Genomic DNA, 22,174 nt, shown 5'->3' on the forward strand with positions numbered 1-22,174 from the left:
GGCAAAGGGGGCGTCAGCCGGGCTCCGGGTCTTTTTGCCTCGGACCGATCGGCATTCAGCCATGCTGGATGACTGTCGACTGATCCTGAGGAAACCTAGCATTTCTGCCGCGTGGGTTGAACCGTGCTTACGTCTTCTTGGCGATCGCGCCGATATCGTGCCAGTGGCGGTTGTCGCGCTCGATGAGTTCGTCGGCGCAGGCCGGGCCCATCGTGCCCGGCGCATAGGCTTCCGGCTCGCCTTCCTTCGCCCAGAGATCGAGAAAGGGCTGGACGGCGGCCCAGCCGGCCTCGATGCCGTCGGCACGCTGGAACAGCGTCTGGTCGCCGATCATCAGGTCGTAGATCAGCGACTCGTAGCCGGTCATCTTGCCGATATCGAACTGGTCAGCGTAGCGGAAATCGAGTGAGACCGGCACGGTATCGACGGAAAGGCCGGGCGACTTGATGGAGATTTCCATGCTCATGCCCTCATCCGGCTGCACCTGGATGATCAGCCGGTTCGGCGGCAGGCGGCGGTTGACCTCCGTCTCGCGGAACTGCGCGAAGGGCACCGGCTGGAAGGTGACGACGATCTCGGTATCGCGCGCCGTCATCGCCTTGCCGGTGCGGAGATAGAAGGGCACGCCCGCCCAGCGCCAGGTATCGGCATAGAGCTTCAGGGCCACGAAGGTCTCGGTCTTGCTGCCGGGCGCCACCTGCGGCGTGTCGTGATAGGCGGTGATATCGGCGCCGTTGAGCTTGCCCGCGCTATAGACGCCGCGAACGCCATGGGTCTTCGCCTCCTCCGGCGTATAAACGCGCAGCGCCTTCAAAACCTTGCTCTTCTCGTTGCGGATCGCCTCGGCGTCAAAGCTGTTCGGTGGCTCCATGGCGATCATCGCCAGCAGCTGGAAGAGGTGGTTCGGCACCATGTCGCGCAGCGCGCCGGTCGCGTCGTAGAAGGCGCCGCGCGTGCCGACATCGACGATCTCGGCGGCAGTGATCTGCACGTTGTCGATATAGCGGTTGTTCCACAGCGCCTCGATCATCATGTTGGCAAAGCGCGCCGTCATCAGGTTCTGCACCGTTTCCTTGCCGAGGAAATGGTCGAGCCGGTAAACTTGGCTTTCCGCCACCTTGGAGAGGATCTGCGCGTTCAGCGCCTTGGCCGAGGCGAGATCGGTGCCGAAGGGCTTTTCGATGGCGATGCGGCGGAAGCAGTTCTCGCCTTCGCCGGTCAGCTTGTTGGCGGCGAGACGCTCGACGATCTCGCCGAAGAAGCGTGGCGGCACGGCGAGATAGAAGGCGGCATTGCCATTCAGACGCTTGCCGATCTCGCCATAGATCTCGTCCTTGGTGAAATCGCCGGCGAGATAGGAGATGCGCTTGCGGAGCTTCAGCCACGCCTCGTCCTTGGAAAGCGGCTGGTCGCCGCCGAGGCTCGCGAGAAAGTCGTCCAGCTTCCCACGCAGCATCTCGTCGTCGCCCTGGTCGATGCCGATGCCGAGAATATTGAGGTCGTCGCCGACGAGGCCGCTGCGCGTCAGGTTGATGATCGCCGGAATGAGCAGGCGCCGCGTCAGGTCGCCCGTGGCGCCGAAGATGACAAGCGTTGCGGGCGGGGTGGGCACGGCATCGGTCATGGCGTCTCGCTCCTTGGCTGGTCAGGCGAATATAAGCGGCCCTACGGCGCGGGCAAGCGGGGCGGCGTGACGCAGACGCCGCCACCCGCCGTTAGGCTCAGCCCTCCTGCGGCGCTGGCGCCAGAATACCCTGTTCGACGGCGAGCGCGATCAGCTGGGCGCTGAGATCGCCGAGCGTATCGGAAGCCATGCCGATCGGCTGCATGCGGCGCTCGACGCTTTTGGCCGTTATGCCGCCCGCGCTCCAGGTGCCGCCTTCGGTGAAGAAATTGTGCAGCAGCGGCTGCAGCCGGTCCATGGCATTGGCGAAGCGGGATTCGGCTGAAGCCTTCGCTTCGAACTCGTCCCACAGCGCCCGGAATTCTTTCGCCTGATCTTCCGGCAGCAGCGCGAAAATCCGCTCGGCGGCCTTCAGTTCGCGTTCGGCCTGGCTGGCGGCAAGCACGGTGTCGTAGGCGAAGGTGTCGCCGGCATCGATCTCGACGATATCGTGGATCAGCAGCATCTTCAGAACGCGGACGAGCTCGACCTTCTCGCGCGAATGCTCCGAAAGCACCATCGCCATCAGCGCCAGCTGCCAGGTGTGCTCGGCATCGTTTTCGACCCGCGAGCGATCGAGAAGCAGCGTTCGGCGCAGCACCGTCTTCAGCTTCTCGACTTCGAGGATGAAGGCAATCTGCTGGCTGAGGCGGCGATTGCCGAGAAAGCTTTCCAGATGATCGGCGGTAGGGCTGGACATGTCGAACTCCTTGGGCTGCAGGCGGGATGCTGCGGGCGGGCGAGGCCACCGGCCTATCACCGAAGCCATGCGAGCGCCATATCGCCATCGCCGCCTGAAGCCGCATCCGGACTGGAGAAATTCAAGACGGCCCTTATGTCTTGAGGCAATGGCAAGCGAATGGGAGAAAACGCATCATGGCCAAGAACACCATCTGCCTCTGGTACAACGGAGATGCCGAGGAGGCTGCCGGCTTCTACGCGGCGACCTTTCCAGACAGCGCCGTGACCGCTGTGGTCCGCGCGCCGGGCAATTATCCGGATGGCAAGGAGGGCGATGTCCTGGTCGTCGAGTTCACTGTCGCCGGCATTGCCTGCATCGGCCTCAACGGCGGCCCGGCCTTCAAGCACAGCGAGGCCTTCTCCTTCCAGATTGCCACCGAGGACCAGGAAGAAACCGACCGCTACTGGAACGCCATCGTCGGCAATGGCGGCAAGGAAAGCGATTGCGGCTGGTGCAAGGACAAATGGGGCCTGTCGTGGCAGATCACGCCGCGGGCGCTGAGCGAAGCGCTGAAGGCAAACCCGGCGGAAGCCAAGCGCGCCTTCGACGCGATGATGACGATGCAGAAGATCGACATCGCCAAGATCGAGGCGGCGCGGCGGGGGTAGGGTGCATCTGGTTTGTAGAATGCGGCGAAGCTTGATATGATTTAATCGTATCGAGGATTTCGTAATGCGCACCACGCAAGCACTCAGCATCACGTTGCCGGTCGAGATGGCGCAGATGGTCAAGGACAAGGTTTCGTCCGGCGAGTATGCCAGCGAAAGCGAGGTCATCCGCGCCGGACTGCGTGCGCTGAGCGCGCAGAATGCGGCCATCGACAAGTGGTTGCTGGAAGAGGTTCTTCCTGCTGCCGATGCGCAGGATGCCGATCCCGGCCGGGCGATACCGATCGCCGAGACGCGAAAGCGCCTTCAATCCTTCATGGACGGCCAACGCGCCGGCAAGTCCGAACGGAAATGAAATACGCTGTCGCCTTCGATCCTCTGGCCGAAGCGGACTTGCAGCAAATTTATCTGTATCTGGCCGATGTGGCGGGTCATCAGGTCTCCCGGACGTACGTTGATCACATCATCGACGATTGCGAGGAATTCGAAACCTTCCCCGAACGCGGCCGCAGCCATGATCATCTGCGGCCGGGCTTGCGAACGGTAGGGTTCAAAAGGAAGGCGACGATCGCCTTCCTGGTCGGAGCGGGCAAAGTGACGATCCTGCGAGTATTCCATCACGGCAGGAACGTCGTCCTTGATGACGACGGGGATGCCCCTGGCAATCCCTAAGCCTTCACCGCCACCATGAAGATCCGCGGGAAGCGCAGCAGCACGCGGCCATCGGCCATTTTCGGATGGGCCTTTTCGATACGCGCCAGGTAATCTGCCAGGAATGCCTCGCGATGCTCCTCGCCGGCCTGCGCGAGATAGGGCATCAGGCCGGTTCCTTTCAGCCATTCGACGATCGCGGCGGCATCGGCCATCGGGTGGTTGTAGATCGTGTGCCAGATATCGACGCGGGCAGCCTTGGGGGAGAGGCGGCTGTAATAGGTCGATGCCGGCGGCAGCGGGTTGCGGCGGACGCTCTTCTTTTCGAAATTGGCCTTCCACGGCCCGGCATGGGCGGTCTCTTCCATCGCAAGATGCGTCGGCTCGGCGAGATTATCGGGCATCTGAACCGCGAGAACGCCGCCCGGCGCCAGGCCATCGATCAGGCGCTCGAAGATGTCGAGGTGATTGGGCAGCCACTGGAAGACGGCATTGGCAAACAGCAGGTCGGGCTGGCCGGAGGGCTGCCAGGCCGAGAGATCGGCCTTGTCGAAGCGCGTCTGCGGCAGGCGCTTGCGGGCGGCTTCCAGCATGTTGTCGTCGCTGTCGAGACCGGAAACATTCTCGACGCCGTAGCGGTCGATGATCAGCTCCGTCGAATTGCCGGGTCCGCAGCCGAGGTCGATGGCATTCTTGACGGATGCCAGCGGCACCTGCGCCAGAAGATCGCGCGCCGGGCGCGTCCGTTCATCCTCGAATTTGACGTATTGGCTGGCAGACCATGCCATGGGGAACCTCCTGCTTGGCTTTCTCTCTGCGGATCGCCGGCTGGCGCGCCGCGGCTCTTCTCTATCAGCAATTCACTGGGGCTTATATGCGCTGCCTGATGACATCCAGGTGAACTGCCCGGTGAACTGCAATGAAAAAAGGCGCCTGCAATGAGGCGCCTTTTCAAAGGTTTATGCGGCACGGATGGTTGTGCCGTCGCTGTTTGCGGCAGTCCCGATCCGTTGGATCGGGCCGGGCAATGCGGGTGCCTCGCCTGCGGTGACCAGAGCCTCGCCGCTGGCGCTGTCGATGGTGGCGGAAAACACCGCCTCGGCGCTATCGGGGTTGGCATAGCCATAGGCCTGATGCGCGCCGATCGAAACGATATCGCCGGCGAGTGCGGCAATCTCTTCGCGCCGTCCATCGGCTATCCGCCAGATCGACAGGCGTCCCTCGATGATACGCAGCACCTGCGGGCTGTCGATCACATCTGGCGTGGCGCTGCCGCCGGCCGGAACGGTGACGTCGACGATGCTCAGCCAGGAGCCCTGCAGCCGGACCTGCCGCTCGATGCGGTCGCCGGCCACGAAATAGACCTTCGCGCCCGTCTGCGCCAAAGTCTTAACACTGGAGTTGGACATTAACGTCCCTTTCATTCTTTTTCTTACGGCACGCCCGTTAGACCTTCGCGGCGCGTTTGGCAACGGCCGATATGTCGCGTGCTACCGTCGCGAAGCGATCGGCAATCTCGGCAAGCGCCGTCCTCTGGACCGTTTCGGCCGGGATCACGCCGTCCAGCGGGTCGGGCAGATCGCGTGTTGCCGTCGCCGAGGCGATGACCGTCGACTTGAAGCCGAGATCGAGTGCCGCGCGCGCCGTGGCGCCGACGCACATGTGGGTCATGAAGCCGGTAAGCACAAGTTCGCTTCTGCCGGTTTCCTTGGCTATGCCGGTCAGGACGGCATGGAGGTCCGTTCCGGCAAAGGCATTCGGCAGCGTCTTTTCGACCACGTGTTCGCCGTTGACGGGCGCCAGCGCCGCCATGATTTCGGCGCCGTGCGAGCCGGGGTCAAAGAGCCAGCTTCCCGCTCCCGACTTATGGATGACATGAACGACGGGAACGCCGTCTTCACGCGCCAGATCGAGCAGGCTGCGGATTTCGGTGACCGCCGCTTCCACGCCGGTGAGCGGCAGGCTGCCATCGACATAGTCGTTCTGCGCGTCGATCACGATGATGACGGCTTTCTGCCAGTCGGCGGCTTCGGCGGTGGCGCCGCTGCGCTGAAGAAGGGTGAGGGGAGCCATGGATCTATCTCCTGTTTCGGTTGGCAGCGTAGGACTAGCGGCTTCCATCATGAGCGAATATTCGCTATTTCAGCGCAATGGCTGAGCAGAAACGCACAGATATCGACTGGGAAGACCTCCGCTTCTTTGCGGCGCTCGCCCGCCATGGCAGCCTGTCGGCAGCGGCCCGCGCGCTCAAGGTCAATCACGCCACCGTTGCCCGCCGGATATCGGCGCTGGAAATGACGCTCGGCGTGCAGCTCTTCGAGCGACGTCCGGATGGATATGTCCTGACCGTGCAGGGGCAGTCGATATCGGCGGAGACGACGTCGATGGCGACCGCGGCCTCCGTCATCCGCGATCGGCTCGTATCGCCGGAAGGGCCGAGCGGGCGCGTGCGGCTGACGACCATCCGCTCGGTCGCCGATCTGCTTCTGGCGCCGCATCTTGGCGAAATCCTCGATGGGCTTCCAGGCATCGAGCTTGAGATCCTGACCGATGTCCGCGTCCATAGTCTTGCGCATCGCGAAGCCGATATCGCGCTGCGGCTCGGCCGCCCTGCGGATAGCGACCTCACCGGCAAGCGTGTCGCAACGATTACCCACGGCTTCTATGCCAGCGAGGCGGTGGCTGCCCGCTGGAGGAATGGCGAAGCCATGCCGTTGATCGGATTCGACCTCGACAGCGACTTGCTGATCGCCGAAGCCCGCTGGCTCGAGACCCACCATGCGCGCCATCGCTATTCGGTGCGTTCCGGCAGCGCCATCGCCCAGGCCGTCGCCGCCGCGGGCGGCATGGGTGTCGCGATGCTCCAGCGGTTCCAGGCACGGCAATATCCCTCGCTCATCGAGATCGATTTCGGCGCCGTCATGCCCGATCGCGAACTCTGGATGCTGGCGCCGGCCGGCCTTAGGGATGTGCCGAGGGTCAGCGCCATTTGGGAGCGTCTCTCGGCGCTGTTCGCGGGTATGGAGACCCTCTAGATCTTCTTCTCCGCCTTGATCCGGCCCACCACGGCGTCGAGCACGGCGCCGTTATCGGCAATGAACCGTTCAGCCACGGTCCTCAACTGCTCGATATTGGTGGTGCTGGCATCGTCGAGATCGTCATTGGCGCCCTGCAGCCTCCCGTCGATGCGGAAATAGGCGAGCGTTTCAGGCTTTGCAAAGCTCATGTCGGTGGAGCCCTCGGCGTTCAGCTTGGCGCCCTTCGGGTTCAGCAGCTTGTTTGTCTGATAGGCTGCCGTGCTCGCCTGTCCCTGCATCAGCACGGAGATCAGCGGCGTGCCGTTCTGCGGATTGATCCAGCCGAAGGCGCCCCAGTCCTTGGCCTGCTGATAGGGGATCCTGCGGTTCTGCCGCCCGGTGCCGAGCGAGAGCACGACGAAACTGTCGCTCGCCGCCTGCCAGAGCTTGCGGGCCTCGACATAGGCGGCGAGAACCGGATCGTTGGCGAAGACGCCGCCGTCGATCAGCGGGATCTTCCGCTGTTCGTCGCCGGCGGGTTTCGCCAGGTTCTCGACCAGCGCCGGCTCGAAATAGGTGGGTGCCGCCGAAGAGCCGCGTGCCGCTTCCCAGAAGCGGAATTTGGCATTCTCCATATCGCAATTGGTCATGAACACCGCTTCGCGCTGGTGGATGTCGTAGGCGGTGATCAGCACCTTCGTCAGACCGTCGGCGATCAGCGTGTTGGCGCCGAGCCGTGCCTGCAGCTTTTCTTCCAGGGTCGCCGCGCTGTAGCGTTCTTCCTGCCAGCCGCCGATATTGATGATCCGCGAGATCAGTTTCGAGTAGAAGATATCCTTGCCTTCGTCGGCATAGAGCTTGACGAGATCGCCGGGCGTGCAGGCGGCGGTCTTCTTGTTCTTCGGGTTCGGGCAGGTGAGCCCTGCCGCGATGATGCCGCCGGTCGAGGTGCCGCCGATCAGGTCGAAAACCTCGTGCATCGCCGGCCCCTTCAGGCGCCTGGCGAGCTCCTCGATGATGATTGCTGGAATGAGGCCGCGAATGCCGCCGCCATCGATCGACAGGATGAATCGAACTGTCATGGTCCCCTCCGCGCCGGAGTCATTCCGGGCGAGCGGGATTATGCCTCATGTATTATAAATTGCAATTCGACTAAATACACCAATAAATAGTTAACGATTGCGCCTCGACTGTCCCGATCCCGGACATCGAGGCTGAAGATCAGAATTGGGTGATGACGCTGATGCCGAGCCCTTCGGAGCGCTCCATCGCCACCAGCGCCGGTACTCCCTCCTCGAGACTGATGCGCTTGCCGATCAGCTTCTGCGGCGCGATCTTGCCGGCCGAAAGCATGGAGAGCATCGCGTCGTAGCGCCAGGCCTGCATGCCGTGGCTGCCGTAGATCTCCAGTTCGTGGCCGATCACCTGCGCCATCGGGATCTGCGGCGTCGAGTGGTCGCCGAGCATCAGGCCGATCTGCACATGGCGCCCGCGGCGGCGCAGATTCTTGATCGAGTTGAAGCAGGTGACGGGGTGGCCGAGCGCATCGATCGAGACATGCGCACCACCCTTGGTGATCTCGCGCACCGCTTCCGGCACGTAGCCGACGGTCGCCGCATTGATCGTCGCCACCGCGCCGCATTCGCGGGCAAAGGCGAGCTTCTCGTCGGAGATGTCGATGGCAACAGGATTGGCGCCGAGTGCTGCGGCGATCATGATCGCCGAGAGGCCGACGCCGCCGCAGCCGTGAATGGCGATCCATTCGCCGGGGCCGGTCCGCGCCTGGTCGGCCACGGCGCGGAACGAGGTGGCGAAGCGGCAGCCGAGGCTCGCCGCCGTCGCGTCGTCGATCTCCTCGGGCAGGTGCACGAGATTGGTCTCGGCATAGTCGATCGCCACATATTCGGCGAATGAGCCCCAATGGGTGAAGCCCGGTTGGAACTGGTTGGGGCAGACCTGCTGGTTGCCGGAATGGCACTCGCCGCAATGGCCGCAGCCGGACACGAAGGGAACGGTGACGCGGTCGCCGACCTTGAAGCGCATCACGCCCTTGCCCGTTGCCACCACCTTGCCGGCAAGCTCGTGGCCCGGCACATGCGGCAGGCGGATGTCGGGGTCGTGGCCCATCCAGCCGTGCCAGTCGCTGCGGCAGAGCCCGGTGGCGCCGACGGCGATGACGACGCCGTCTTCCGAAGGCGAGGGATCGGCCACGGTGCGGATCTCCGGCGTCTTGCCGAAGGCGTCGTAATACATGGCTTTCATCGGGCTCTCCTTCGTCTGCGATTCCGTCCGTATCATCGCACGCGGATGCGACAGGATTCCATCATTTTTGCTGATAGATCCATCGCATCCGCGTGAAGCGCGACGATGGATTGTTGCGGCCTGTGATGCGCCCGCGCCATTTTCTTGCGTCCGGTTTTGGCGAACCAGTTTCTCCTTGACCCTGCCAGTGCGGAAGGATTTTGCTGCTGCAACTTGTTTGAGGAGAAGAAAAATGGCCGTCAATACAGCGCCCCGCTCGACCACCTGGACCTATGTCGATGGTGAGTGGCTTTCCGGCAATCCGCCGCTGATCGGCCCGACCTCGCATGCGATGTGGCTCGCCTCCACCGTCTTCGACGGCGCCCGCTGGTTCGATGGCATCGCCCCGGATCTCGACCAGCACTGCCAGCGCATCAACCGCTCGGCGCTCAACATGGGCCTGAAGCCGACCAAGACGCCGGAGGAGATCGAGGCGCTCGCCTGGGAAGGCATCAAGAAGTTCGACGGCAAGACGCCGATCTACATCAAGCCGATGTACTGGGCAGAGCACGGCGCCCCCTTCAGCGTCGTCACCGCCGATCCGGAATCGACCCGTTTCGTCCTCTGCCTGTTTGAAGCGCCGATGGGCGGCCATGGCGGCTCGTCGCTGACCGTCTCGCCCTTCCGCCGCCCGACGCCCGAGACGGCGATGACCGATGCCAAGGCCGGCTCGCTCTACCCGAATTCCGGCCGCGCCATCGCCGAGGCCCGCTCGCGCGGCTTCGACAACGCGCTGATGCGCGACACCAACGGCAATGTCGTCGAGACCGCATCCTCGAATGTCTTCATGGTCAAGGACGGCGTGGTCTTCACCCCCGTCGCCAACCGCACCTTCCTCGCAGGCATCACCCGCGCCCGCGTCATGGGCCTGCTACGCCAGGCCGGCTTCGAGGTGCGCGAGGCAACGCTCTCCGTCGAAGACTTCATGGCCGCCGACGAAATCTTCACCTCCGGCAACTACTCCAAGGTCGTCGGCGTCAACCGCCTTGATGGCCGCGATTTCCAGGAAGGCCCGGTCACCCGCAAGGCGCTCGAGCTTTATATGAGCTGGGCTTATGGGCGGACTGCAAGCGGCGAATGAGCCGTAGGTAAGGCCGCAATCGCCAAGCCAGCGCCCGCGGCCCCCTCATCCGGCCCTATGGGCCACCTTCTTCCCGCGGGGAGAAGGGAATACCGTTTCGCGTCGCGCGCCTACATCCCCTCTCCCCTCGGGGAGAGGGCAGGGTGAGGGGGCTCACCCACTGCCGTCAATTCCTCAGGGCGAAAGCACCAACTGCGCCCTCACACCGTCAGCATCCGCGCACGCTCATCCTGCGTGATCCCGTAATCCTTGCAGGGCAGGCCATCCGAGACCTCGTCGCTCAGGAACTTCATCCCGAGCTTCTCCGCCACCTTGATCGAAGCATCGTTGCCGGCGAAGATATTTGCGACGATCCGCGGCAGGTTCAGCGTGTCGAAGCCGTGGTCGAGTACCGGGCGGGCGGCCTCCGTCGCGTAGCCCTGGCCCCAGGCGTGACGGTTCAGGCGCCAGCCGATTTCGATATCGGGGCCGATCGTGTCGTAGGGGATCAGCATGATCCAGCCGAGAAACTGCTTCGGCGCCGTTTTGGAAAAGATCGACCAGTAGCCGAGACCTTCGCCGAAATCGCTTTCCATGCGGTTGATGACGAAACGGCGATGCGCTTCCGGATCGGCCCAGGGGCCGGGGATGTAGCGTGTCACCTCGGGGTCGCGGTCCATCGCCATACAGTCATCGAGATCAGCCAGCGTGCGCGGGCGCAAGATGAGACGATCGGTGACGAATATCTGCTGCAAACTCCGTTTCCCCCGTTGCATGCGGTTTCGTTCTGAAACGCAATCATAGCGGCGGGAGTTGCAAACGATAGTCTCAGTTTTCGTCTTTTGGCTTCACAATCCACGTGAAGACCGCGCCGCCGGCCAGCAGCACGCAGGTTCCGAGGAACACCGAGGGCATGCCGATATGGCCGCCGACGAAGCCGCCGAGCACGGGACCGGCGACCTGGCCGACATATTGCGACGAGACCGAGAGACCGAGAATGCTGCCTGCCGCGCTGTCTGGAACGCTATGGCGAATGACGGCGGAAATACACGGAAGCAGGCCGCCGAGCGCGATCCCCATCAGGAAGCGCAGGATGATCAGCTGCCAGGAGCTGGTGACGAAGGCCTGTGGGATCAACAGCACCGCGGCGACGGCCAGCGCTCCGGCGATAACCGGCCAGTGGCCGATCCGGTCGGCAAGCTTGCCGAGCCGCGAGGCCGACAGGATGCTGCCGAGGGCGGCTGCCGACATGACGACGCCTGATATCATCGTCACCTGCGACTGAACCTTGGCGAGCTGTGCCACATAGACGGTGATGATCGGCTCGATCGACATATTGGCAAGCATCAGCAGCATGCCGGTCAACAGCATGGCGATCACCGGCCCCTTGTCGGGGATGGAGCTCCAGCCGCCGCTCGCCTTCGCCGCCTGCTTGCGGGAAGGGGATTTCTCTTCCTTGATCAGGAAGGCCGTCGCCAGGAAGGCGAGGAAGATGATGCCGCCGGCCGCCAGAAATGTGCCGCGAATGCCGATGATGGGTGGAAGCACGCCGCCGATCAGGGGGCCGACGAGATTGCCGGCCATGATGCCCGAGGAGAGCATGCCGAGCGCCCAGGCCGAACGGTCCTTCGGCGTCTGCGTCGCGACCAGCACCATCGAGCCCGAGGAATAGCCGCCCGCCAGGCCGACGAAGAGGCGCAGCGCCACCAGCTGCCAGACATCGCCCGCCATGCCCATCAGCGAGATGGCGATGGTCATGCCCAGGCTGGCGCGCACCAGCATCAGCTTGCGGCCGTAGATATCGCCGAGCCTGCCCCAGAGCGGCGCCACGAAGGCGGCGGCAAAGAAGGTCGCCCCATAGGCGATGCCCGACCACTGCACGATAGCGGCATGATCGCTGACACCGAGCTCTTCGACATAGAGCGGCAGGAAGGGAAGCAGCAGCGTCATCGCCACGATCGTGGTGAAGGAGCCGATCAGCGAGATCGTCAGGTTGCGCTTCCAGTAAACGGACCCGGCCGCGGCATTTGCTGCGTCCATCGGGGTGTCGGTCATATCAGGGGCTCGTGCATTGCATTCTTGGGGGAGGGCCAGGTTACGCCGGGCTTGGAGCCCTGCCAAGGACGGTTCGGCCCCGAACCGTCGGCTGGTTTGCCCTAAATGCCAATTTTTGCTATAAACCAATTGCGAAATGCAATCAGATAACGGAGGTTGCAATGAGCAGCAGCAACGAGCACGAAGCCATCATCCGTGGCCTGTTCGCCGCCTATGTCCAGGGCCGCAAGGATCTGGTGCGGCCGATGCTGGCGGATGACTTCACCTTTTCGAGCCCGCGTGACGACCATATCGGCCGTGATGCCTATTTCGAGCGCTGCTGGCCCGAGAAGCCGCCGTTCAGCGCCATCGAGATCGAGTATCTCTCGGTAGACGGTGACGAGGCGGCCGTCCGCTACCGCGCCGTCAAGCATGACGGCACCGCCTTCCGCAACATGGAAAGCTTCCGCTTCAAGGGCGGCAAGGTCGCTTCGGTGGACGTCTATTTCGGTCGCGAAGCCTAGCGCTCGATGACGATCTCAGGGGCCGATCGTGTCGCCGGGCCGTGATAGACGGCCTCGATATTGTTGCCATCGGGGTCGAGCAGGAAGGAGGCATAGTAGCCGGCATGATAATGCCGCTCGCCCGGCGCGCCGTGCTCCCGCCCGCCATGCGCCAGTCCCGCCTCGTAGAAGCGCTGGACCGCGTCCTGATCCGCGGCCTGAAAGGCGAGGTGCAGGTGGCTGACATAGCTCTCGGCGGCATCGACATAGAGCTCGTCCGACGAGAAGAAATTCTCGCCCTCATGCGTGAAACGCCGTCCAAGCGCGCTGAGGACCGCCTGGTAGAACACCCGGCTCTTTTCCAGATCCCGCACTCTCAGATGCACATGATCGATCAATCGTCCCTGATGATACTGCATCGCCTTGCCCTCCCTGGGTCCTAGAACAAGCGGATCGCCGACGTCGCAATGATGATGATCGAGACGGCGATCATCAAGGGCTTTACCGGCAGCCGCTTGACGAGCAGCGCGCCGAAGGGGGCGGCGATCACGCCGCCGATGATCAGCCCGATCGCCGAATCCAGCTCCGACCAGCCGAGCGTCAGCACGAAAGTCAGCGAGATCACCAGCGTCACGGCAAATTCGGTCAGATTGGTCGAGCCGATCACCTTCTTCGGATCATGGCCGCGCCCGACCAGCGTGCTTGTCACAATCGGCCCCCATCCGCCACCGCCGATCGCATCGAGCACACCGCCGCAGAGACCGACCGGCGGCACCGCCCAGTCATGTACATCGCGCGGCCAGCGCGGCCGGAAGGCCTTGTAGAGAATGATGAGGCCGATGGCGATCAGATAGGCGGAGACGAAGGGCTCGATCACCTTGCCGTCGACATTGGCAAGAATATAGGCGCCGACCGCGCCGCCGATCATCCCTGCCGGCGCCAGCCGCGCCACGAGCTTCCAGTCGACATTGCGGTGATAGGCATGCGACGCGCCGGAGGCAGCGGTGGTGAACATCTCCGCCACATGCGTCATGGCGCTGGCGTTTGCCGCCGGCACGCCCAGCGCCAGAAGGCTCGTCGTCGACAGCACCCCGAAAGCCATGCCGAGCGCCCCATCGACGATCTGCGCACAGAAACCCACCAGCACGAAAAACAGGAAATCGAGCGTCATGAAACTCCCCCGAAACCGACGTTCGGGAGACAACACGCAGGGGCTGAGAAAAGTTCCGGATGAACCCGGATCGTGCCCCTTCATCCCCCGCGCTGTTCCTTAACGGGAAAAACACGTGGGTTTAACCATGTTGCTTAGGCTTTGATTCATCCTCCCGGAGCAGTTTGCGCGCCAGGGTGGCTGGGAACCAACCCCGAAGGATCGAAGCTCATGACCTATGCACTCGTGCTCTTCTCGGCCGTAACGGCAATCGTTGTCTCCATCTCGGCGATGGGCAGCGCGCCTGCGCCCAACAGCAACTGGCCGCAAATTCATCCGGAAAAGACCTCCAGGCTGGTGCAGACGCATCAGCAGTGAACTGCCTTATTTCAGATGAACGTCAGGTTCATCACCGGTTCAGCGCGATCGGCAGAAGCTCCATCCTGGCTGGAAATTTTGGAGATTCGCAATGAAGATCATCACGCTGGCAGCAGCGCTCGTTATCGGAGGCCTCTCGGCGATATCCGCTGAAGCGATGCCGGTTGCGCCGCTTACTGCAAACACGACTGTCACGTCCGACGTGACCAAGGTCGACTATGCCTGCGGCCGCGGCTGGCACATGACCCGCTGGGGCGAATGCCGCCGCAACGAGTATCGCCGCTACGCACCGCCGGTCCGCTACTGGCACCGTCCTCCGCCGCCGCGCTGGGGCTGGGGTGGCGGCTGGGAACGCCCGCGCCCCTATTACCGTGAGCGCGGCTGGGGCGGCTACGATCGCTACTGAGCCGAACGGCTTGAAAAGGAAACCGGGGCACTCGCCCCGGTTTTTGTTTGCATTCAGAAGAAAGCCGATCCGGCTCACTTTGGCTTCATCGCCGCCGCGGTCACCTTCGCCGGTCCCGTCACCAGCGCGAATTCCTTCATTTCTTCGGGCTTCAGGTAGTAGAGGCGGTCGGGCGGCGTCTCCATCGCGTGGATCCAGAGGCCGGGCTTGATGCCCATCTCGTCGAGATGACGGGTGACGTCGGCGGTGGTCCGCTGCGCATCGGACATGGCGCGTTCTGGCGAGAGCTTCTCCTTCGAGCCGTTGAAGACCTGATGGACGCCGATGACAGCGCCGTCCTCGGCGCTGCGGGTAACACCGCCGGCCAGGATGATAGGGCAGGAGGAGGCGCAGAGCGCGCCTTTGGCGACCTTCGTGCCGATCTTCTTCTCGCGGATCAGCTTCGACATGGCGAGCGCATCACCGACGGCGCCACCGGGCGAATCCAGCGACACCGTTTTCACATATTCGCCGCGCGCCTCGATCTCCTTCTGAAAACGTCCGGCTGCGCCATAGTCGATCGCGCCGCGTGCCAGCAGGATGCCGCCGGGCTGGAGCTCGAAGGTGATCGGCTGTTTCAGCAGCTCGACGCTGGTGGTGATTTCGGATGGCGCGTTGTCGGGCTCGCCATCGGTCAGCACGGGCGGCAGGACCGGCATGCTGTCGGGGGCCGCCGGATCGAAGACCGGCAGCTCGGTATTGGCAATCATGAGGTTGCGGAAGTCGATGACGAGGAAGGCGACGGCGGCGGCGATCAGCGCATGCAGCACCAGCCGCGGCAGCGTCGAATCGTCGATCGAAAGCAGCCTGCGTTTCAGCTGGTCTCCCGCCGCCTCGATCTTCATGCCTGCGGTCCCTTGCGCGGCGGCTTGCCGGGCAGGTCGAGGCTGGTGACGTTGGAAGGCTCCGTCTCATGCGCATCGGCGGCATGCGCTTCGGACGTCGCTTCCGCGTGACCCGCCACCTTGGCATCGGCCTTCGCCTCAGCGCGGGCGACGACCGCCTCGATATCGATGCCGCGGGCCTGCAGGGCACGCTGCACCTCGATGGCTTCCAAGAGTTCGGCGGCGGTGATCCGCTCGGCGAATGGCATGGCCTGCTCCTGCCGCCTCAGCGCCCCGTGCGCCACGGACAGCATCAGCACCAGCACGCCGGGCAGAAGATCGATCGAGATCGCGCCCGCCCAGCTGGGTATGAAGTCGGAAGCATAGCGCAGCACGGCTTCTGCCGAGGACAGCGGCACGAAGCGCCGCTCGCCGACTGGTTCGCGCGCCAAAATCTGGTCAGCGGCCTGCGACAGCACCTTGGATTGCGCCGCGACCGAGGAGCGGATCGTCTCCATCACCTGGTCCTGCCGGTTGGCGAGATCGACTTCGCGGCCATCGGCAACGGGTGCGATGAAGCCGAGCGACAGGTCTTCCGCCGCGCGCTTCACCGAAGGCGCGATCGAGGTCTGCTCCAGCGAGGTGATGACGCCGGTCAGCGTCACGACCTCGGCAGCGAACTGGTCGGCGCGCTGATCGATCGCGCCGGGCGCCGAAACCAGCGTGCGCATCGTCTCCAGATGCTTGCGCCCTTCATCGAAAAGGGTGGTGACGCGTTCGCGCGAGGCATTGATGTTGTTCTGCAGCTCCGTCAGCTGCGAGGCCATCTGCGACAGGAGCTGCACGACGCTGCCGGCGCCGGTCGTGCCGGTCAGCGCGCCGGTTTCGCGTTCCTGGTCGGCGAGCCGCTGGAAGCGTTCCTGCGTGCGCTGGATATCCGGCAGCAGGCTCTGCGCCGCCAGCGCATTCTGGTGCGCCCGGTCGAGGTCGCCGGTATAGTCTTCCAGCGTTTCGGCAAGGTGCTGTTCGAGGGCTGCCGAACCCGCAAGCGCCGCCGCATTCAGCCAGCTCGCCATGGCGATGATCATCGCGCAGCCGAGCGCCATGATGCCGAGCAGGGCGGTGCGCGCCGCCACCGTCGTCACATGCGGATAGAAGCGGGCGAGATAGGTCCAGAAGGCATAAATGGCCACCGAGACCGCCGCCGAATAGATCAGCGCCGCGAAGAAGGTGGAGGTCGGCGAGCCGTCGAGCAGACTGCGCACGCCGAGATAGGTATAGACGCCGGATGCGAGCGCGAGGACCGCGAGCGCAAAGCGCGTCATCGTTTCCACGGCTTCGATGCCGTCGTGCAGGCGGTGAGATGCGCCAAGCGCCATGGTTTTCCTCCGGTCGGTATCCTCTTAAGAAACCCTTAAAATCCCGGCGAAAACAAGGCCTTCAAAATGAGCGTAGCGCCTTACTCCGCAGGCGGTACGCGCATCGGCTCGCCGGACATCTCCCGTTCGCCAGCAAAACCATCGGCAGCGGAGCGCAGCGACTTCTCGGAAATATCGATCAGCGGCGAGTAGGTGGCTGCTGGCATGCGCAGCTCTTCCGCTTCTTCCATGACCGGCGCTGAAGGCCTGTCGCCGCGGGCGACTTCCAGCTGGCCGTTGAGGATGGCGCGCTCGGCGCGCAGCTGGCGGATCTCCGACTTGGCGATCTCCAGGCTGGTTCTGAGCTGGCCGATCTCGTGGCGGTCGCTGTCCATGCGGGTGTCGAGGTCGCGCTTCATTGCATCGGCCTCGCGGTCCCGGCGGGTGCGCAGCGTTTCGGCTTCGCGCAGCTTCGCGGTCAGCTCGTTGTTATAGGCGGAGAGTTCGCGGCGGGCCGTCTCGTTCTCGGTGCCGGTCACGCGCGTGCGGCGCAGCTCGTCCTCGACACGCTCGGCGCGCGAAATGGTTGCCGCCAGCTCCGATTTCAGCCGCTTCATCTCGCCGCGCGCCGACTGCAGTTCCTCGTCGGTCATCTTGTTGCGGCCGTTGGCCGTGATCAGCAGCTTTTCGACAAGCTCTGCCTTGGAGCCGACAGCGTCGCTCTTCGTCGTCAGATGGGCGATCTCGAGTGCCGAGGAGGTGGTGATGGTGTGCAGCTCGACCTCGGCGCGCTTGTGGCGCTCCTCGACCAGCGACAGTTCCTGCTTCAGCTTGGCGATCGCCGTTTGCAGGTTGGAAACCAGGCCTTCCTGCTCCATCAGGCCGGCCTTCAGGTGGCCGCGCTCTTCCGTCAGCCGGGCGATGTCGCGTGCCTGCGAGGCGCTTTCGCGCCGCGAGGTTTCGGTGAGCAGCTGCAGCGCGGTGGTCTCGCTGTCCAGCTTGTCGCGGGTGGCGGAAAGTTCGCGGCTGCGGCTGTCCAGATCCTGCTGGGCGCGCTTCAACAGCGTCGAGGCCTCGTCATACTGCATGGCGCGGGCGGCAAGCTCGCGCTCCGCGTCGATCAGCCGGCTTTCGATGATCGAGAATTCCTCGCAGGTCACGCCATGGACGTTCTGCAGCTTGGTCAGCTCGTCGCGCACTGCCTCGATCTCGATGCGGTACTGGCCGTTGGCGGTGCGGATGTCCTTGTTTTCAGAGGCGAGCCGGGCATTGTCCGCATCGGCCTTGCGCCGCGCGCTGCTTTCGTAATCGAGCAACGAGCTGATACGCGCGCATTCGGCCTGCAGCCTGCCGGTATCGTTGAGGGACTGGTCATGGGCGCCGATCAGCGCCGAGACGCGATCCTGCAAGGCCGAAAGGCCGGCGACGAGTTCCTTGGAATTGCGCTGGTTTTCTTCGAGCACCGAGCCGAAAGCCTGGAAATCGTCGATCTCCGGCATCTGGTAGGGTTGCGGGGCTGCCGGCTGCGGCGCCATCGGCTGCTCGGTGATGGAGACCGGCCGGTAGGCCTGGTCAGTGCTGCGAATATCCGTCTTGCCCGGCTCTTCACCCCGGCGGAAAAAACTCATGACCATCACGCGCCCCAGAAAATGGATGTCAAAAAGCAGTCTGAAATTATCAATTCACGCTAATTAAGTTGATCCTATCAAAGGTTGCTCTAACGATCTTTGCCCGGATAACTTGTGGCGTATCTAGGCCGCGAAAACCCGCGCCTGTCAAAGCATCGTTCCATGAAATCAACAGTTTTTTAAGATTCGTTACTGCCGCTGCCAGTCTTCATTCGTCGGGCAGCAGGTCGAGCTCGTCGGTCTTCAGTTCGGTGCCGATCTCGGCCGCCTTCGACTGCTTGTCGTAGACGCAGATATGGGTGACGAAGCCATTGCCGCCCTTCGGCTTGCCCGTTACCAGCGCCAGCCCGTAATGCTCGCTGCCGAACGGATCGACGACGGCTCTTGCAAATTCGAGCGAGGGTGTCGCCGCCTCCTTGCATTTCGCCGCCACGTCATCGGCAAAATCCTTCCAGGCGTCGTCCGAGGAGGCGAAGGCGCTGCCGGCGGCAAAAGTCAGGAGGAGGGCGGGGAGAAAGCGGATTTTATTCCTCTGCATCATGGCCTCGTTCAGTTCGCTGTTGCGGATCCTGCCGGTTTTGCATCGGCATCATCGGTGATTTGGGGGGAGAAAGCCAAGCCCGCAATCAAGGCAATTTTTCCTCTGACGCTCCGTTTTTTGATCGTTCCGCCGTTGCCACGCCCTGCTTCGGCTCCTATGTTCCGCCTCACCTGCCGATCACGCAACCCATTGCCAAGAGGAGACTTACAATGGCTTTCGAATTGCCCGCACTCCCGTACGACTACGAAGCGCTTTCGCCCTTCATGTCGAAGGAAACGCTGGAGTTCCATCACGACAAGCACCACAAGGCTTATGTCGACAACGGCAACAAGCTGGCTGCTGAAGCAGGCATGGCCGACCTTTCGCTCGAGGAAGTCGTCAAGAAGTCCTTCGGCACCAATGCCGGCCTCTTCAACAATGCTGCCCAGCACTACAACCACGTCCACTTCTGGAAGTGGATGAAGAAGGGCGGCGGCGGCAACAAGCTGCCGGGCAAGCTCGAAGCTGCCTTCAACTCCGATCTCGGCGGCTACGATAAGTTCAAGGCCGATTTCGCCAATGCCGGCGCCACGCAGTTCGGCTCCGGCTGGGCTTGGGTTTCCGTCAAGAACGGCAAGCTCGAAATCTCCAAGACCCCGAACGGCGAAAACCCGCTCGTCCACGGCGCCACCCCGATCCTCGGCGTCGACGTCTGGGAACACTCCTATTACATCGACTACCGCAACGCCCGCCCGAAGTACCTCGAAGCCTTCGTCGATAGCCTGATCAACTGGGACTACGTCCTGGAGCGCTACGAAGAAGCCACGAAGTAATCGGTTCGGACAGAACGGATTTGCTGACACCCGGTGCGAGAGCGCCGGGTGTTTTCGTTTGCGCTCGTGCCCTCCGGCACACAGGGAGCTCGGCTTGATCGCAAACCGCGTTTGGTGTATCCAGTAAATGAGGTACGTACATCAGATTTTTTGCCGTGAGGAGGAGAGGTACTATGATGAAGGGGTTTGAACTCGATCCTGCATTTGCAATAGCGGACGAACAGGCCCTGCGCGGTCTGTTCGAAGCAACGCATGCCCTGGCGATCCAGAAGTGCCGCGACACGCTCGGCCCGCACGCGCAGGATTTCATCCGCCGTTCGCCTTTCCTCTGCATCGGCACGCAGAACATGGACGGAAGGGCGGATGTCAGCCCACGCGGCGATCCCGCCGGTTTCGTCCAGATTCTCGATGAGCGGACGTTGGTGATACCCGACCGGCCGGGAAACAATCGTCTCGACACGCTGGTCAACATACTCGCCAATCCCAGCGTCGGCCTGCTCTTCATCATCCCCGGCTTCGACGACACGCTGCGCGTCAATGGCCGCGCGAGACTGACGACGGAGCCCGCGCTGCTGGAGGGCATGGCGGTAAACGGCCGCGCGCCGAAGCTCGCTATCGTCATCGACGTCGACGAGGTCTTCATGCATTGCGCCAAGGCCTTCCGCCGCTCCCATCTCTGGGACCCGGACTACCGGCAGGACCGCAGCGAAATGCCGTCGCTGGTCAAGATCATCCTTGACGAAACAACCGGCGCGCCGAGCGACGAACGCGAGATGCGCGACATCGACGACCAGTTGGAAGCGGACTATAAGCGAACGCTTTATTGAGGCGTCTTAACGGGCGTGATCGCTCTTTTGATGACGGGCCGCGGAACACAGCGGCATGATAGCGTTCGCCATGAAAGAGCAGGACAGCTCGTCCCCGAGAGCCATCGGAATCGAAGGAGGCGTGGATGCGCGAAGGCGAAAATATTGTCATCAGTGAATGGTCGAACAACTGGAGCCATGCGTTTCACAGGAAGGCCGGGGTGCTGCGCAAAGAATTGGGTGAGCTTGCGGCACGGATCGACCATATTGGCTCCACATCTATCGTCGGTCTCGCCGCCAAGCCGATCATCGATATCCAGATATCCGTCGCCACCTTCGAGCCGATGGAGGTTTTGACCGCCGCCTTGGGCCGGTGCGGATATGTGTGGCGCTCTGCCAATCCCGAACTGACCAAGCGCTATTTCCGCGAAGCGCCGGAGAGCGAACGGACTCATATTCATGTCAGACTCGCGGGAAGCTGGCACGAGCAATGGGCGTTGTTGTTTCGTGACTACATGCGCGGGCATGCGGCGGAACACGCGCCTTATGTTGAGCTCAAGCGTGCGCTGGCCGAACGCCACCGAAACGACAGGGTAGCCTATACTGACGGTAAGGACGATTTCTTCTGGAGCGTCATCCGCAGAGCCGACCGCTGGGCAGCCGCAACAGGATGGCAAACGCCTGCGAGCGATGCCTGAAATGCCGTGACGGTGCCTAGCCGCCAGCCAAAATCACATGCGCCTGGATCTTCGCGGCCACCGCGCCGTCGCCGTGCTTCCGCGCGAGTTCGAGCGCCACGTAATCCGTGACCGCCTGCAGCTCGCCCGGCTTTCTCGCCTCGATCTCGGTTCGCAGCAGCGTGCCCTGGCAATAGGCGAGCGCGACGATGCGCACCGAGGCGGCGTGGCTTTCTTCGGCGCGCGTTTCGATCGTGATGGAAGAGAAGCCTGCGGCTTCCAGATCGCTGCGGATCAGCGCCTTGTCGTGATAGCCGTGCGGCGTGCGGGCCAGAAAACGCGGCGGGTCGTCGGGGAAGATATCGGCGAGCTCCTCGGTGACGTCATTGGCGAAGACATTCTCCTCGATCCGGTCCCAGACGCTGAAGAGGAAATGCCCGCCGGGTTTCAGCACCCGCCTTGCCTCGCGATAGGCGGCCGGCCGATCGGGGAAAAACATCGTCCCGAACTGGCAGCAGACGAGATCGAAACTCGCATCCTCGAAGGGCAGCGCCAGCGCGTCCGCCTGGCGCCATTCGACAGTGTTGCCGCCGTCCTGCTGCGAAGCGGCATAGTCGAGCATCGACCGGTTGAGGTCTGTCGCGACATAGCGTGCCCCGACCGCCAGTCGCGGTGCCAGGGCGCGCGTCACGACCCCAGTCCCCGCTGCCGTTTCCAGCACCGCTTGCGGCGAAAGCGCCACCGCTCGCCGCCCCAGATCCGCCGCGAAGGGCGCGAAGATCAGCGGTACCATATGGCGGTCGTAATTCTCGGGAATCGAGCCCGCAAAGACGTCGTCGCCTTCCCGCATCGCCATGCCCTCCATCGGCTGATGGGCCCAGATTAGCACGCGCGGCGATTTTGCGTCAGGAGAGGGTTCACGCTCTTGCTATTTTCGTCGAATGGGATGCTAGCTAGGCCTTCAACCGGAGGAGAC

Annotated in this window: 27 protein-coding genes; 11 read left to right on the plus strand and 16 right to left on the minus strand. The window is 63.2% G+C overall.

Annotated features, from left to right (window positions below):
- Positions 1 to 127 precede the first annotated feature (127 nt).
- Positions 128 to 1,624, minus strand: coding sequence for a glucose-6-phosphate dehydrogenase (gene zwf, locus ABIE40_RS22185; protein WP_199625781.1), 1,497 nt, complete (start codon positions 1,622 to 1,624; stop codon positions 128 to 130).
- 97 nt (positions 1,625 to 1,721) lie between these two features.
- Entirely contained in the window at positions 1,722 to 2,363 is a 642-nt protein-coding gene (locus tag ABIE40_RS22190) for an HD domain-containing protein (protein ID WP_199625782.1), read from the minus strand.
- Between the two features lie 176 nt (positions 2,364 to 2,539).
- Here ABIE40_RS22190 and ABIE40_RS22195 point away from each other — a divergent pair, with 176 nt between their 5' ends.
- The 3 genes from ABIE40_RS22195 (at position 2,540) to ABIE40_RS22205 (ending at position 3,685) form a co-directional block, all read left to right on the plus strand.
- Positions 2,540 to 3,013, plus strand: a complete 474-nt coding sequence (locus ABIE40_RS22195) for a VOC family protein (RefSeq protein ID WP_199625783.1) — start codon at positions 2,540 to 2,542, stop codon at positions 3,011 to 3,013.
- Between the two features lie 64 nt (positions 3,014 to 3,077).
- Positions 3,078 to 3,368, plus strand: coding sequence for a type II toxin-antitoxin system ParD family antitoxin (locus ABIE40_RS22200; RefSeq protein ID WP_199625784.1), 291 nt, complete (start codon positions 3,078 to 3,080; stop codon positions 3,366 to 3,368).
- Entirely contained in the window at positions 3,365 to 3,685 is a 321-nt protein-coding gene (locus tag ABIE40_RS22205; RefSeq protein WP_199625785.1) for a type II toxin-antitoxin system RelE/ParE family toxin, read from the plus strand. Before ABIE40_RS22200 ends, ABIE40_RS22205 begins: the two co-directional genes overlap by 4 nt.
- On the opposite strand, the gene tam is transcribed toward ABIE40_RS22205, so the two are convergent.
- The 3 genes from tam to ABIE40_RS22220 all read right to left on the minus strand — a co-directional run bounded on the left by tam (position 3,682) and on the right by ABIE40_RS22220 (position 5,737).
- Positions 3,682 to 4,452: a trans-aconitate 2-methyltransferase gene (gene tam, locus ABIE40_RS22210; protein ID WP_199625786.1), complete on the minus strand. Its 771-nt coding sequence runs from the start codon at positions 4,450 to 4,452 to the stop codon at positions 3,682 to 3,684. The two genes, ABIE40_RS22205 and tam, sit on opposite strands and share 4 nt — an antisense overlap.
- Positions 4,453 to 4,623: 171 nt before the next feature.
- A complete protein-coding gene (locus tag ABIE40_RS22215) occupies positions 4,624 to 5,073 on the minus strand; it encodes a cupin domain-containing protein (RefSeq protein WP_199625787.1) in 450 nt (149 codons plus the stop codon).
- Between the two features lie 37 nt (positions 5,074 to 5,110).
- A complete protein-coding gene (locus ABIE40_RS22220) occupies positions 5,111 to 5,737 on the minus strand; it encodes a cysteine hydrolase family protein (protein ID WP_199625788.1) in 627 nt (208 codons plus the stop codon).
- A gap of 77 nt (positions 5,738 to 5,814) precedes the next feature.
- On the opposite strand from ABIE40_RS22220, the gene ABIE40_RS22225 reads away from it, so the two are divergent.
- Positions 5,815 to 6,699 carry a LysR family transcriptional regulator gene (locus ABIE40_RS22225; RefSeq protein ID WP_199625789.1) on the plus strand — a complete coding sequence of 295 codons (885 nt, stop codon included), beginning with the start codon at positions 5,815 to 5,817 and terminating at the stop codon, positions 6,697 to 6,699.
- Here the strand turns inward: ABIE40_RS22225 and ABIE40_RS22230 are convergent.
- Both ABIE40_RS22230 and ABIE40_RS22235 read right to left on the minus strand, forming a co-directional pair.
- Positions 6,696 to 7,763 carry a patatin-like phospholipase family protein gene (locus ABIE40_RS22230; protein WP_199625790.1) on the minus strand — a complete coding sequence of 356 codons (1,068 nt, stop codon included), beginning with the start codon at positions 7,761 to 7,763 and terminating at the stop codon, positions 6,696 to 6,698. The genes ABIE40_RS22225 and ABIE40_RS22230 overlap by 4 nt on opposite strands.
- A gap of 139 nt (positions 7,764 to 7,902) precedes the next feature.
- Entirely contained in the window at positions 7,903 to 8,943 is a 1,041-nt protein-coding gene (locus ABIE40_RS22235) for a zinc-dependent alcohol dehydrogenase family protein (protein ID WP_199625791.1), read from the minus strand.
- A gap of 232 nt (positions 8,944 to 9,175) precedes the next feature.
- Between ABIE40_RS22235 and ABIE40_RS22240 the strand changes: the two genes are divergently transcribed.
- Positions 9,176 to 10,063: a branched-chain amino acid aminotransferase gene (locus tag ABIE40_RS22240; protein ID WP_199625792.1), complete on the plus strand. Its 888-nt coding sequence runs from the start codon at positions 9,176 to 9,178 to the stop codon at positions 10,061 to 10,063.
- Positions 10,064 to 10,263: 200 nt separating this feature from the next.
- Here ABIE40_RS22240 and ABIE40_RS22245 read toward each other — a convergent pair whose 3' ends face one another.
- A complete protein-coding gene (locus ABIE40_RS22245; protein WP_354541112.1) occupies positions 10,264 to 10,797 on the minus strand; it encodes a GNAT family N-acetyltransferase in 534 nt (177 codons plus the stop codon).
- Positions 10,798 to 10,870: 73 nt separating this feature from the next.
- The gene (locus tag ABIE40_RS22250) at positions 10,871 to 12,097 is read right to left on the minus strand and encodes an MFS transporter (RefSeq protein ID WP_199625794.1); all 1,227 of its coding nucleotides are present in this window, start codon (positions 12,095 to 12,097) and stop codon (positions 10,871 to 10,873) included.
- Positions 12,098 to 12,258: 161 nt separating this feature from the next.
- On the opposite strand from ABIE40_RS22250, the gene ABIE40_RS22255 reads away from it, so the two are divergent.
- A complete protein-coding gene (locus ABIE40_RS22255; RefSeq protein ID WP_199625795.1) occupies positions 12,259 to 12,600 on the plus strand; it encodes a nuclear transport factor 2 family protein in 342 nt (113 codons plus the stop codon).
- Here ABIE40_RS22255 and ABIE40_RS22260 read toward each other — a convergent pair.
- The gene (locus tag ABIE40_RS22260) at positions 12,597 to 12,998 is read right to left on the minus strand and encodes a VOC family protein (RefSeq protein ID WP_199625796.1); all 402 of its coding nucleotides are present in this window, start codon (positions 12,996 to 12,998) and stop codon (positions 12,597 to 12,599) included. The genes ABIE40_RS22255 and ABIE40_RS22260 overlap by 4 nt on opposite strands.
- A 20-nt stretch (positions 12,999 to 13,018) precedes the next feature.
- Entirely contained in the window at positions 13,019 to 13,750 is a 732-nt protein-coding gene (locus ABIE40_RS22265) for a sulfite exporter TauE/SafE family protein (RefSeq protein ID WP_130280739.1), read from the minus strand.
- Between the two features lie 210 nt (positions 13,751 to 13,960).
- On the opposite strand from ABIE40_RS22265, the gene ABIE40_RS22270 reads away from it, so the two are divergent.
- Positions 13,961 to 14,107, plus strand: a complete 147-nt coding sequence (locus tag ABIE40_RS22270) for a hypothetical protein (RefSeq protein ID WP_162708655.1) — start codon at positions 13,961 to 13,963, stop codon at positions 14,105 to 14,107.
- 91 nt (positions 14,108 to 14,198) lie between these two features.
- Positions 14,199 to 14,513: a GCG_CRPN prefix-to-repeats domain-containing protein gene (locus ABIE40_RS22275; RefSeq protein WP_199625797.1), complete on the plus strand. Its 315-nt coding sequence runs from the start codon at positions 14,199 to 14,201 to the stop codon at positions 14,511 to 14,513.
- 74 nt (positions 14,514 to 14,587) lie between these two features.
- Here ABIE40_RS22275 and ABIE40_RS22280 read toward each other — a convergent pair whose 3' ends face one another.
- From ABIE40_RS22280 to ABIE40_RS22295, 4 genes are all read right to left on the minus strand, one after another.
- Entirely contained in the window at positions 14,588 to 15,397 is an 810-nt protein-coding gene (locus tag ABIE40_RS22280) for a COG3904 family protein (RefSeq protein ID WP_199625798.1), read from the minus strand.
- Positions 15,394 to 16,755 (minus strand): hypothetical protein, encoded by a 1,362-nt coding sequence (locus tag ABIE40_RS22285; protein WP_199625799.1) that lies wholly within the window; start codon positions 16,753 to 16,755, stop codon positions 15,394 to 15,396. Before ABIE40_RS22285 ends, ABIE40_RS22280 begins: the two co-directional genes overlap by 4 nt.
- An 80-nt stretch (positions 16,756 to 16,835) precedes the next feature.
- Positions 16,836 to 18,368 (minus strand): hypothetical protein, encoded by a 1,533-nt coding sequence (locus ABIE40_RS22290; protein ID WP_199625800.1) that lies wholly within the window; start codon positions 18,366 to 18,368, stop codon positions 16,836 to 16,838.
- 202 nt (positions 18,369 to 18,570) lie between these two features.
- Positions 18,571 to 18,900: a hypothetical protein gene (locus ABIE40_RS22295; RefSeq protein WP_199625801.1), complete on the minus strand. Its 330-nt coding sequence runs from the start codon at positions 18,898 to 18,900 to the stop codon at positions 18,571 to 18,573.
- 212 nt (positions 18,901 to 19,112) lie between these two features.
- Between ABIE40_RS22295 and ABIE40_RS22300 the strand changes: the two genes are divergently transcribed.
- The 3 genes from ABIE40_RS22300 (at position 19,113) to ABIE40_RS22310 (ending at position 21,219) form a co-directional block, all read left to right on the plus strand.
- Positions 19,113 to 19,715: a superoxide dismutase gene (locus ABIE40_RS22300; RefSeq protein WP_112715021.1), complete on the plus strand. Its 603-nt coding sequence runs from the start codon at positions 19,113 to 19,115 to the stop codon at positions 19,713 to 19,715.
- Between the two features lie 176 nt (positions 19,716 to 19,891).
- Positions 19,892 to 20,542 carry a pyridoxamine 5'-phosphate oxidase family protein gene (locus ABIE40_RS22305; protein ID WP_199625908.1) on the plus strand — a complete coding sequence of 217 codons (651 nt, stop codon included), beginning with the start codon at positions 19,892 to 19,894 and terminating at the stop codon, positions 20,540 to 20,542.
- Positions 20,543 to 20,667: 125 nt separating this feature from the next.
- Positions 20,668 to 21,219, plus strand: a complete 552-nt coding sequence (locus tag ABIE40_RS22310) for a GrpB family protein (protein WP_199625802.1) — start codon at positions 20,668 to 20,670, stop codon at positions 21,217 to 21,219.
- 16 nt (positions 21,220 to 21,235) lie between these two features.
- On the opposite strand, the gene ABIE40_RS22315 is transcribed toward ABIE40_RS22310, so the two are convergent.
- A complete protein-coding gene (locus ABIE40_RS22315; protein ID WP_199625909.1) occupies positions 21,236 to 22,048 on the minus strand; it encodes a class I SAM-dependent methyltransferase in 813 nt (270 codons plus the stop codon).
- Positions 22,049 to 22,174 lie beyond the last annotated feature (126 nt).

Origin of the sequence: Rhizobium sp. OAE497, from assembly GCF_040546565.1 — a bacterium.
In the GTDB taxonomy this organism is placed as follows: domain Bacteria; phylum Pseudomonadota; class Alphaproteobacteria; order Rhizobiales; family Rhizobiaceae; genus Rhizobium.

Bases quoted from the DNA above. Each gene is read 5' to 3' on its own strand.
- ABIE40_RS22300 (WP_112715021.1), top strand. From the start codon at position 19,113: ATGGCTTTCGAATTGCCCGCACTCCCGTACGACTACGAAGCGCTTTCG.
- ABIE40_RS22310 (WP_199625802.1), top strand. From the start codon at position 20,668: ATGCGCGAAGGCGAAAATATTGTCATCAGTGAATGGTCGAACAACTGG.
- ABIE40_RS22200 (WP_199625784.1), top strand. From the start codon at position 3,078: ATGCGCACCACGCAAGCACTCAGCATCACGTTGCCGGTCGAGATGGCG.
- ABIE40_RS22220 (WP_199625788.1), bottom strand. From the start codon at position 5,737: ATGGCTCCCCTCACCCTTCTTCAGCGCAGCGGCGCCACCGCCGAAGCC.
- ABIE40_RS22280 (WP_199625798.1), bottom strand. From the start codon at position 15,397: ATGAAGATCGAGGCGGCGGGAGACCAGCTGAAACGCAGGCTGCTTTCG.
- ABIE40_RS22195 (WP_199625783.1), top strand. From the start codon at position 2,540: ATGGCCAAGAACACCATCTGCCTCTGGTACAACGGAGATGCCGAGGAG.
- ABIE40_RS22240 (WP_199625792.1), top strand. From the start codon at position 9,176: ATGGCCGTCAATACAGCGCCCCGCTCGACCACCTGGACCTATGTCGAT.
- ABIE40_RS22215 (WP_199625787.1), bottom strand. From the start codon at position 5,073: ATGTCCAACTCCAGTGTTAAGACTTTGGCGCAGACGGGCGCGAAGGTC.
- ABIE40_RS22285 (WP_199625799.1), bottom strand. From the start codon at position 16,755: ATGGCGCTTGGCGCATCTCACCGCCTGCACGACGGCATCGAAGCCGTG.
- ABIE40_RS22190 (WP_199625782.1), bottom strand. From the start codon at position 2,363: ATGTCCAGCCCTACCGCCGATCATCTGGAAAGCTTTCTCGGCAATCGC.
- tam (WP_199625786.1), bottom strand. From the start codon at position 4,452: ATGGCATGGTCTGCCAGCCAATACGTCAAATTCGAGGATGAACGGACG.
- ABIE40_RS22315 (WP_199625909.1), bottom strand. From the start codon at position 22,048: ATGCGGGAAGGCGACGACGTCTTTGCGGGCTCGATTCCCGAGAATTAC.
- ABIE40_RS22255 (WP_199625795.1), top strand. From the start codon at position 12,259: ATGAGCAGCAGCAACGAGCACGAAGCCATCATCCGTGGCCTGTTCGCC.
- ABIE40_RS22205 (WP_199625785.1), top strand. From the start codon at position 3,365: ATGAAATACGCTGTCGCCTTCGATCCTCTGGCCGAAGCGGACTTGCAG.
- ABIE40_RS22290 (WP_199625800.1), bottom strand. From the start codon at position 18,368: ATGGTCATGAGTTTTTTCCGCCGGGGTGAAGAGCCGGGCAAGACGGAT.
- ABIE40_RS22225 (WP_199625789.1), top strand. From the start codon at position 5,815: ATGGCTGAGCAGAAACGCACAGATATCGACTGGGAAGACCTCCGCTTC.
- ABIE40_RS22305 (WP_199625908.1), top strand. From the start codon at position 19,892: ATGAAGGGGTTTGAACTCGATCCTGCATTTGCAATAGCGGACGAACAG.
- ABIE40_RS22295 (WP_199625801.1), bottom strand. From the start codon at position 18,900: ATGCAGAGGAATAAAATCCGCTTTCTCCCCGCCCTCCTCCTGACTTTT.
- ABIE40_RS22275 (WP_199625797.1), top strand. From the start codon at position 14,199: ATGAAGATCATCACGCTGGCAGCAGCGCTCGTTATCGGAGGCCTCTCG.
- ABIE40_RS22235 (WP_199625791.1), bottom strand. From the start codon at position 8,943: ATGAAAGCCATGTATTACGACGCCTTCGGCAAGACGCCGGAGATCCGC.
- ABIE40_RS22260 (WP_199625796.1), bottom strand. From the start codon at position 12,998: ATGCAGTATCATCAGGGACGATTGATCGATCATGTGCATCTGAGAGTG.
- ABIE40_RS22270 (WP_162708655.1), top strand. From the start codon at position 13,961: ATGACCTATGCACTCGTGCTCTTCTCGGCCGTAACGGCAATCGTTGTC.
- zwf (WP_199625781.1), bottom strand. From the start codon at position 1,624: ATGACCGATGCCGTGCCCACCCCGCCCGCAACGCTTGTCATCTTCGGC.
- ABIE40_RS22250 (WP_199625794.1), bottom strand. From the start codon at position 12,097: ATGACCGACACCCCGATGGACGCAGCAAATGCCGCGGCCGGGTCCGTT.
- ABIE40_RS22265 (WP_130280739.1), bottom strand. From the start codon at position 13,750: ATGACGCTCGATTTCCTGTTTTTCGTGCTGGTGGGTTTCTGTGCGCAG.
- ABIE40_RS22230 (WP_199625790.1), bottom strand. From the start codon at position 7,763: ATGACAGTTCGATTCATCCTGTCGATCGATGGCGGCGGCATTCGCGGC.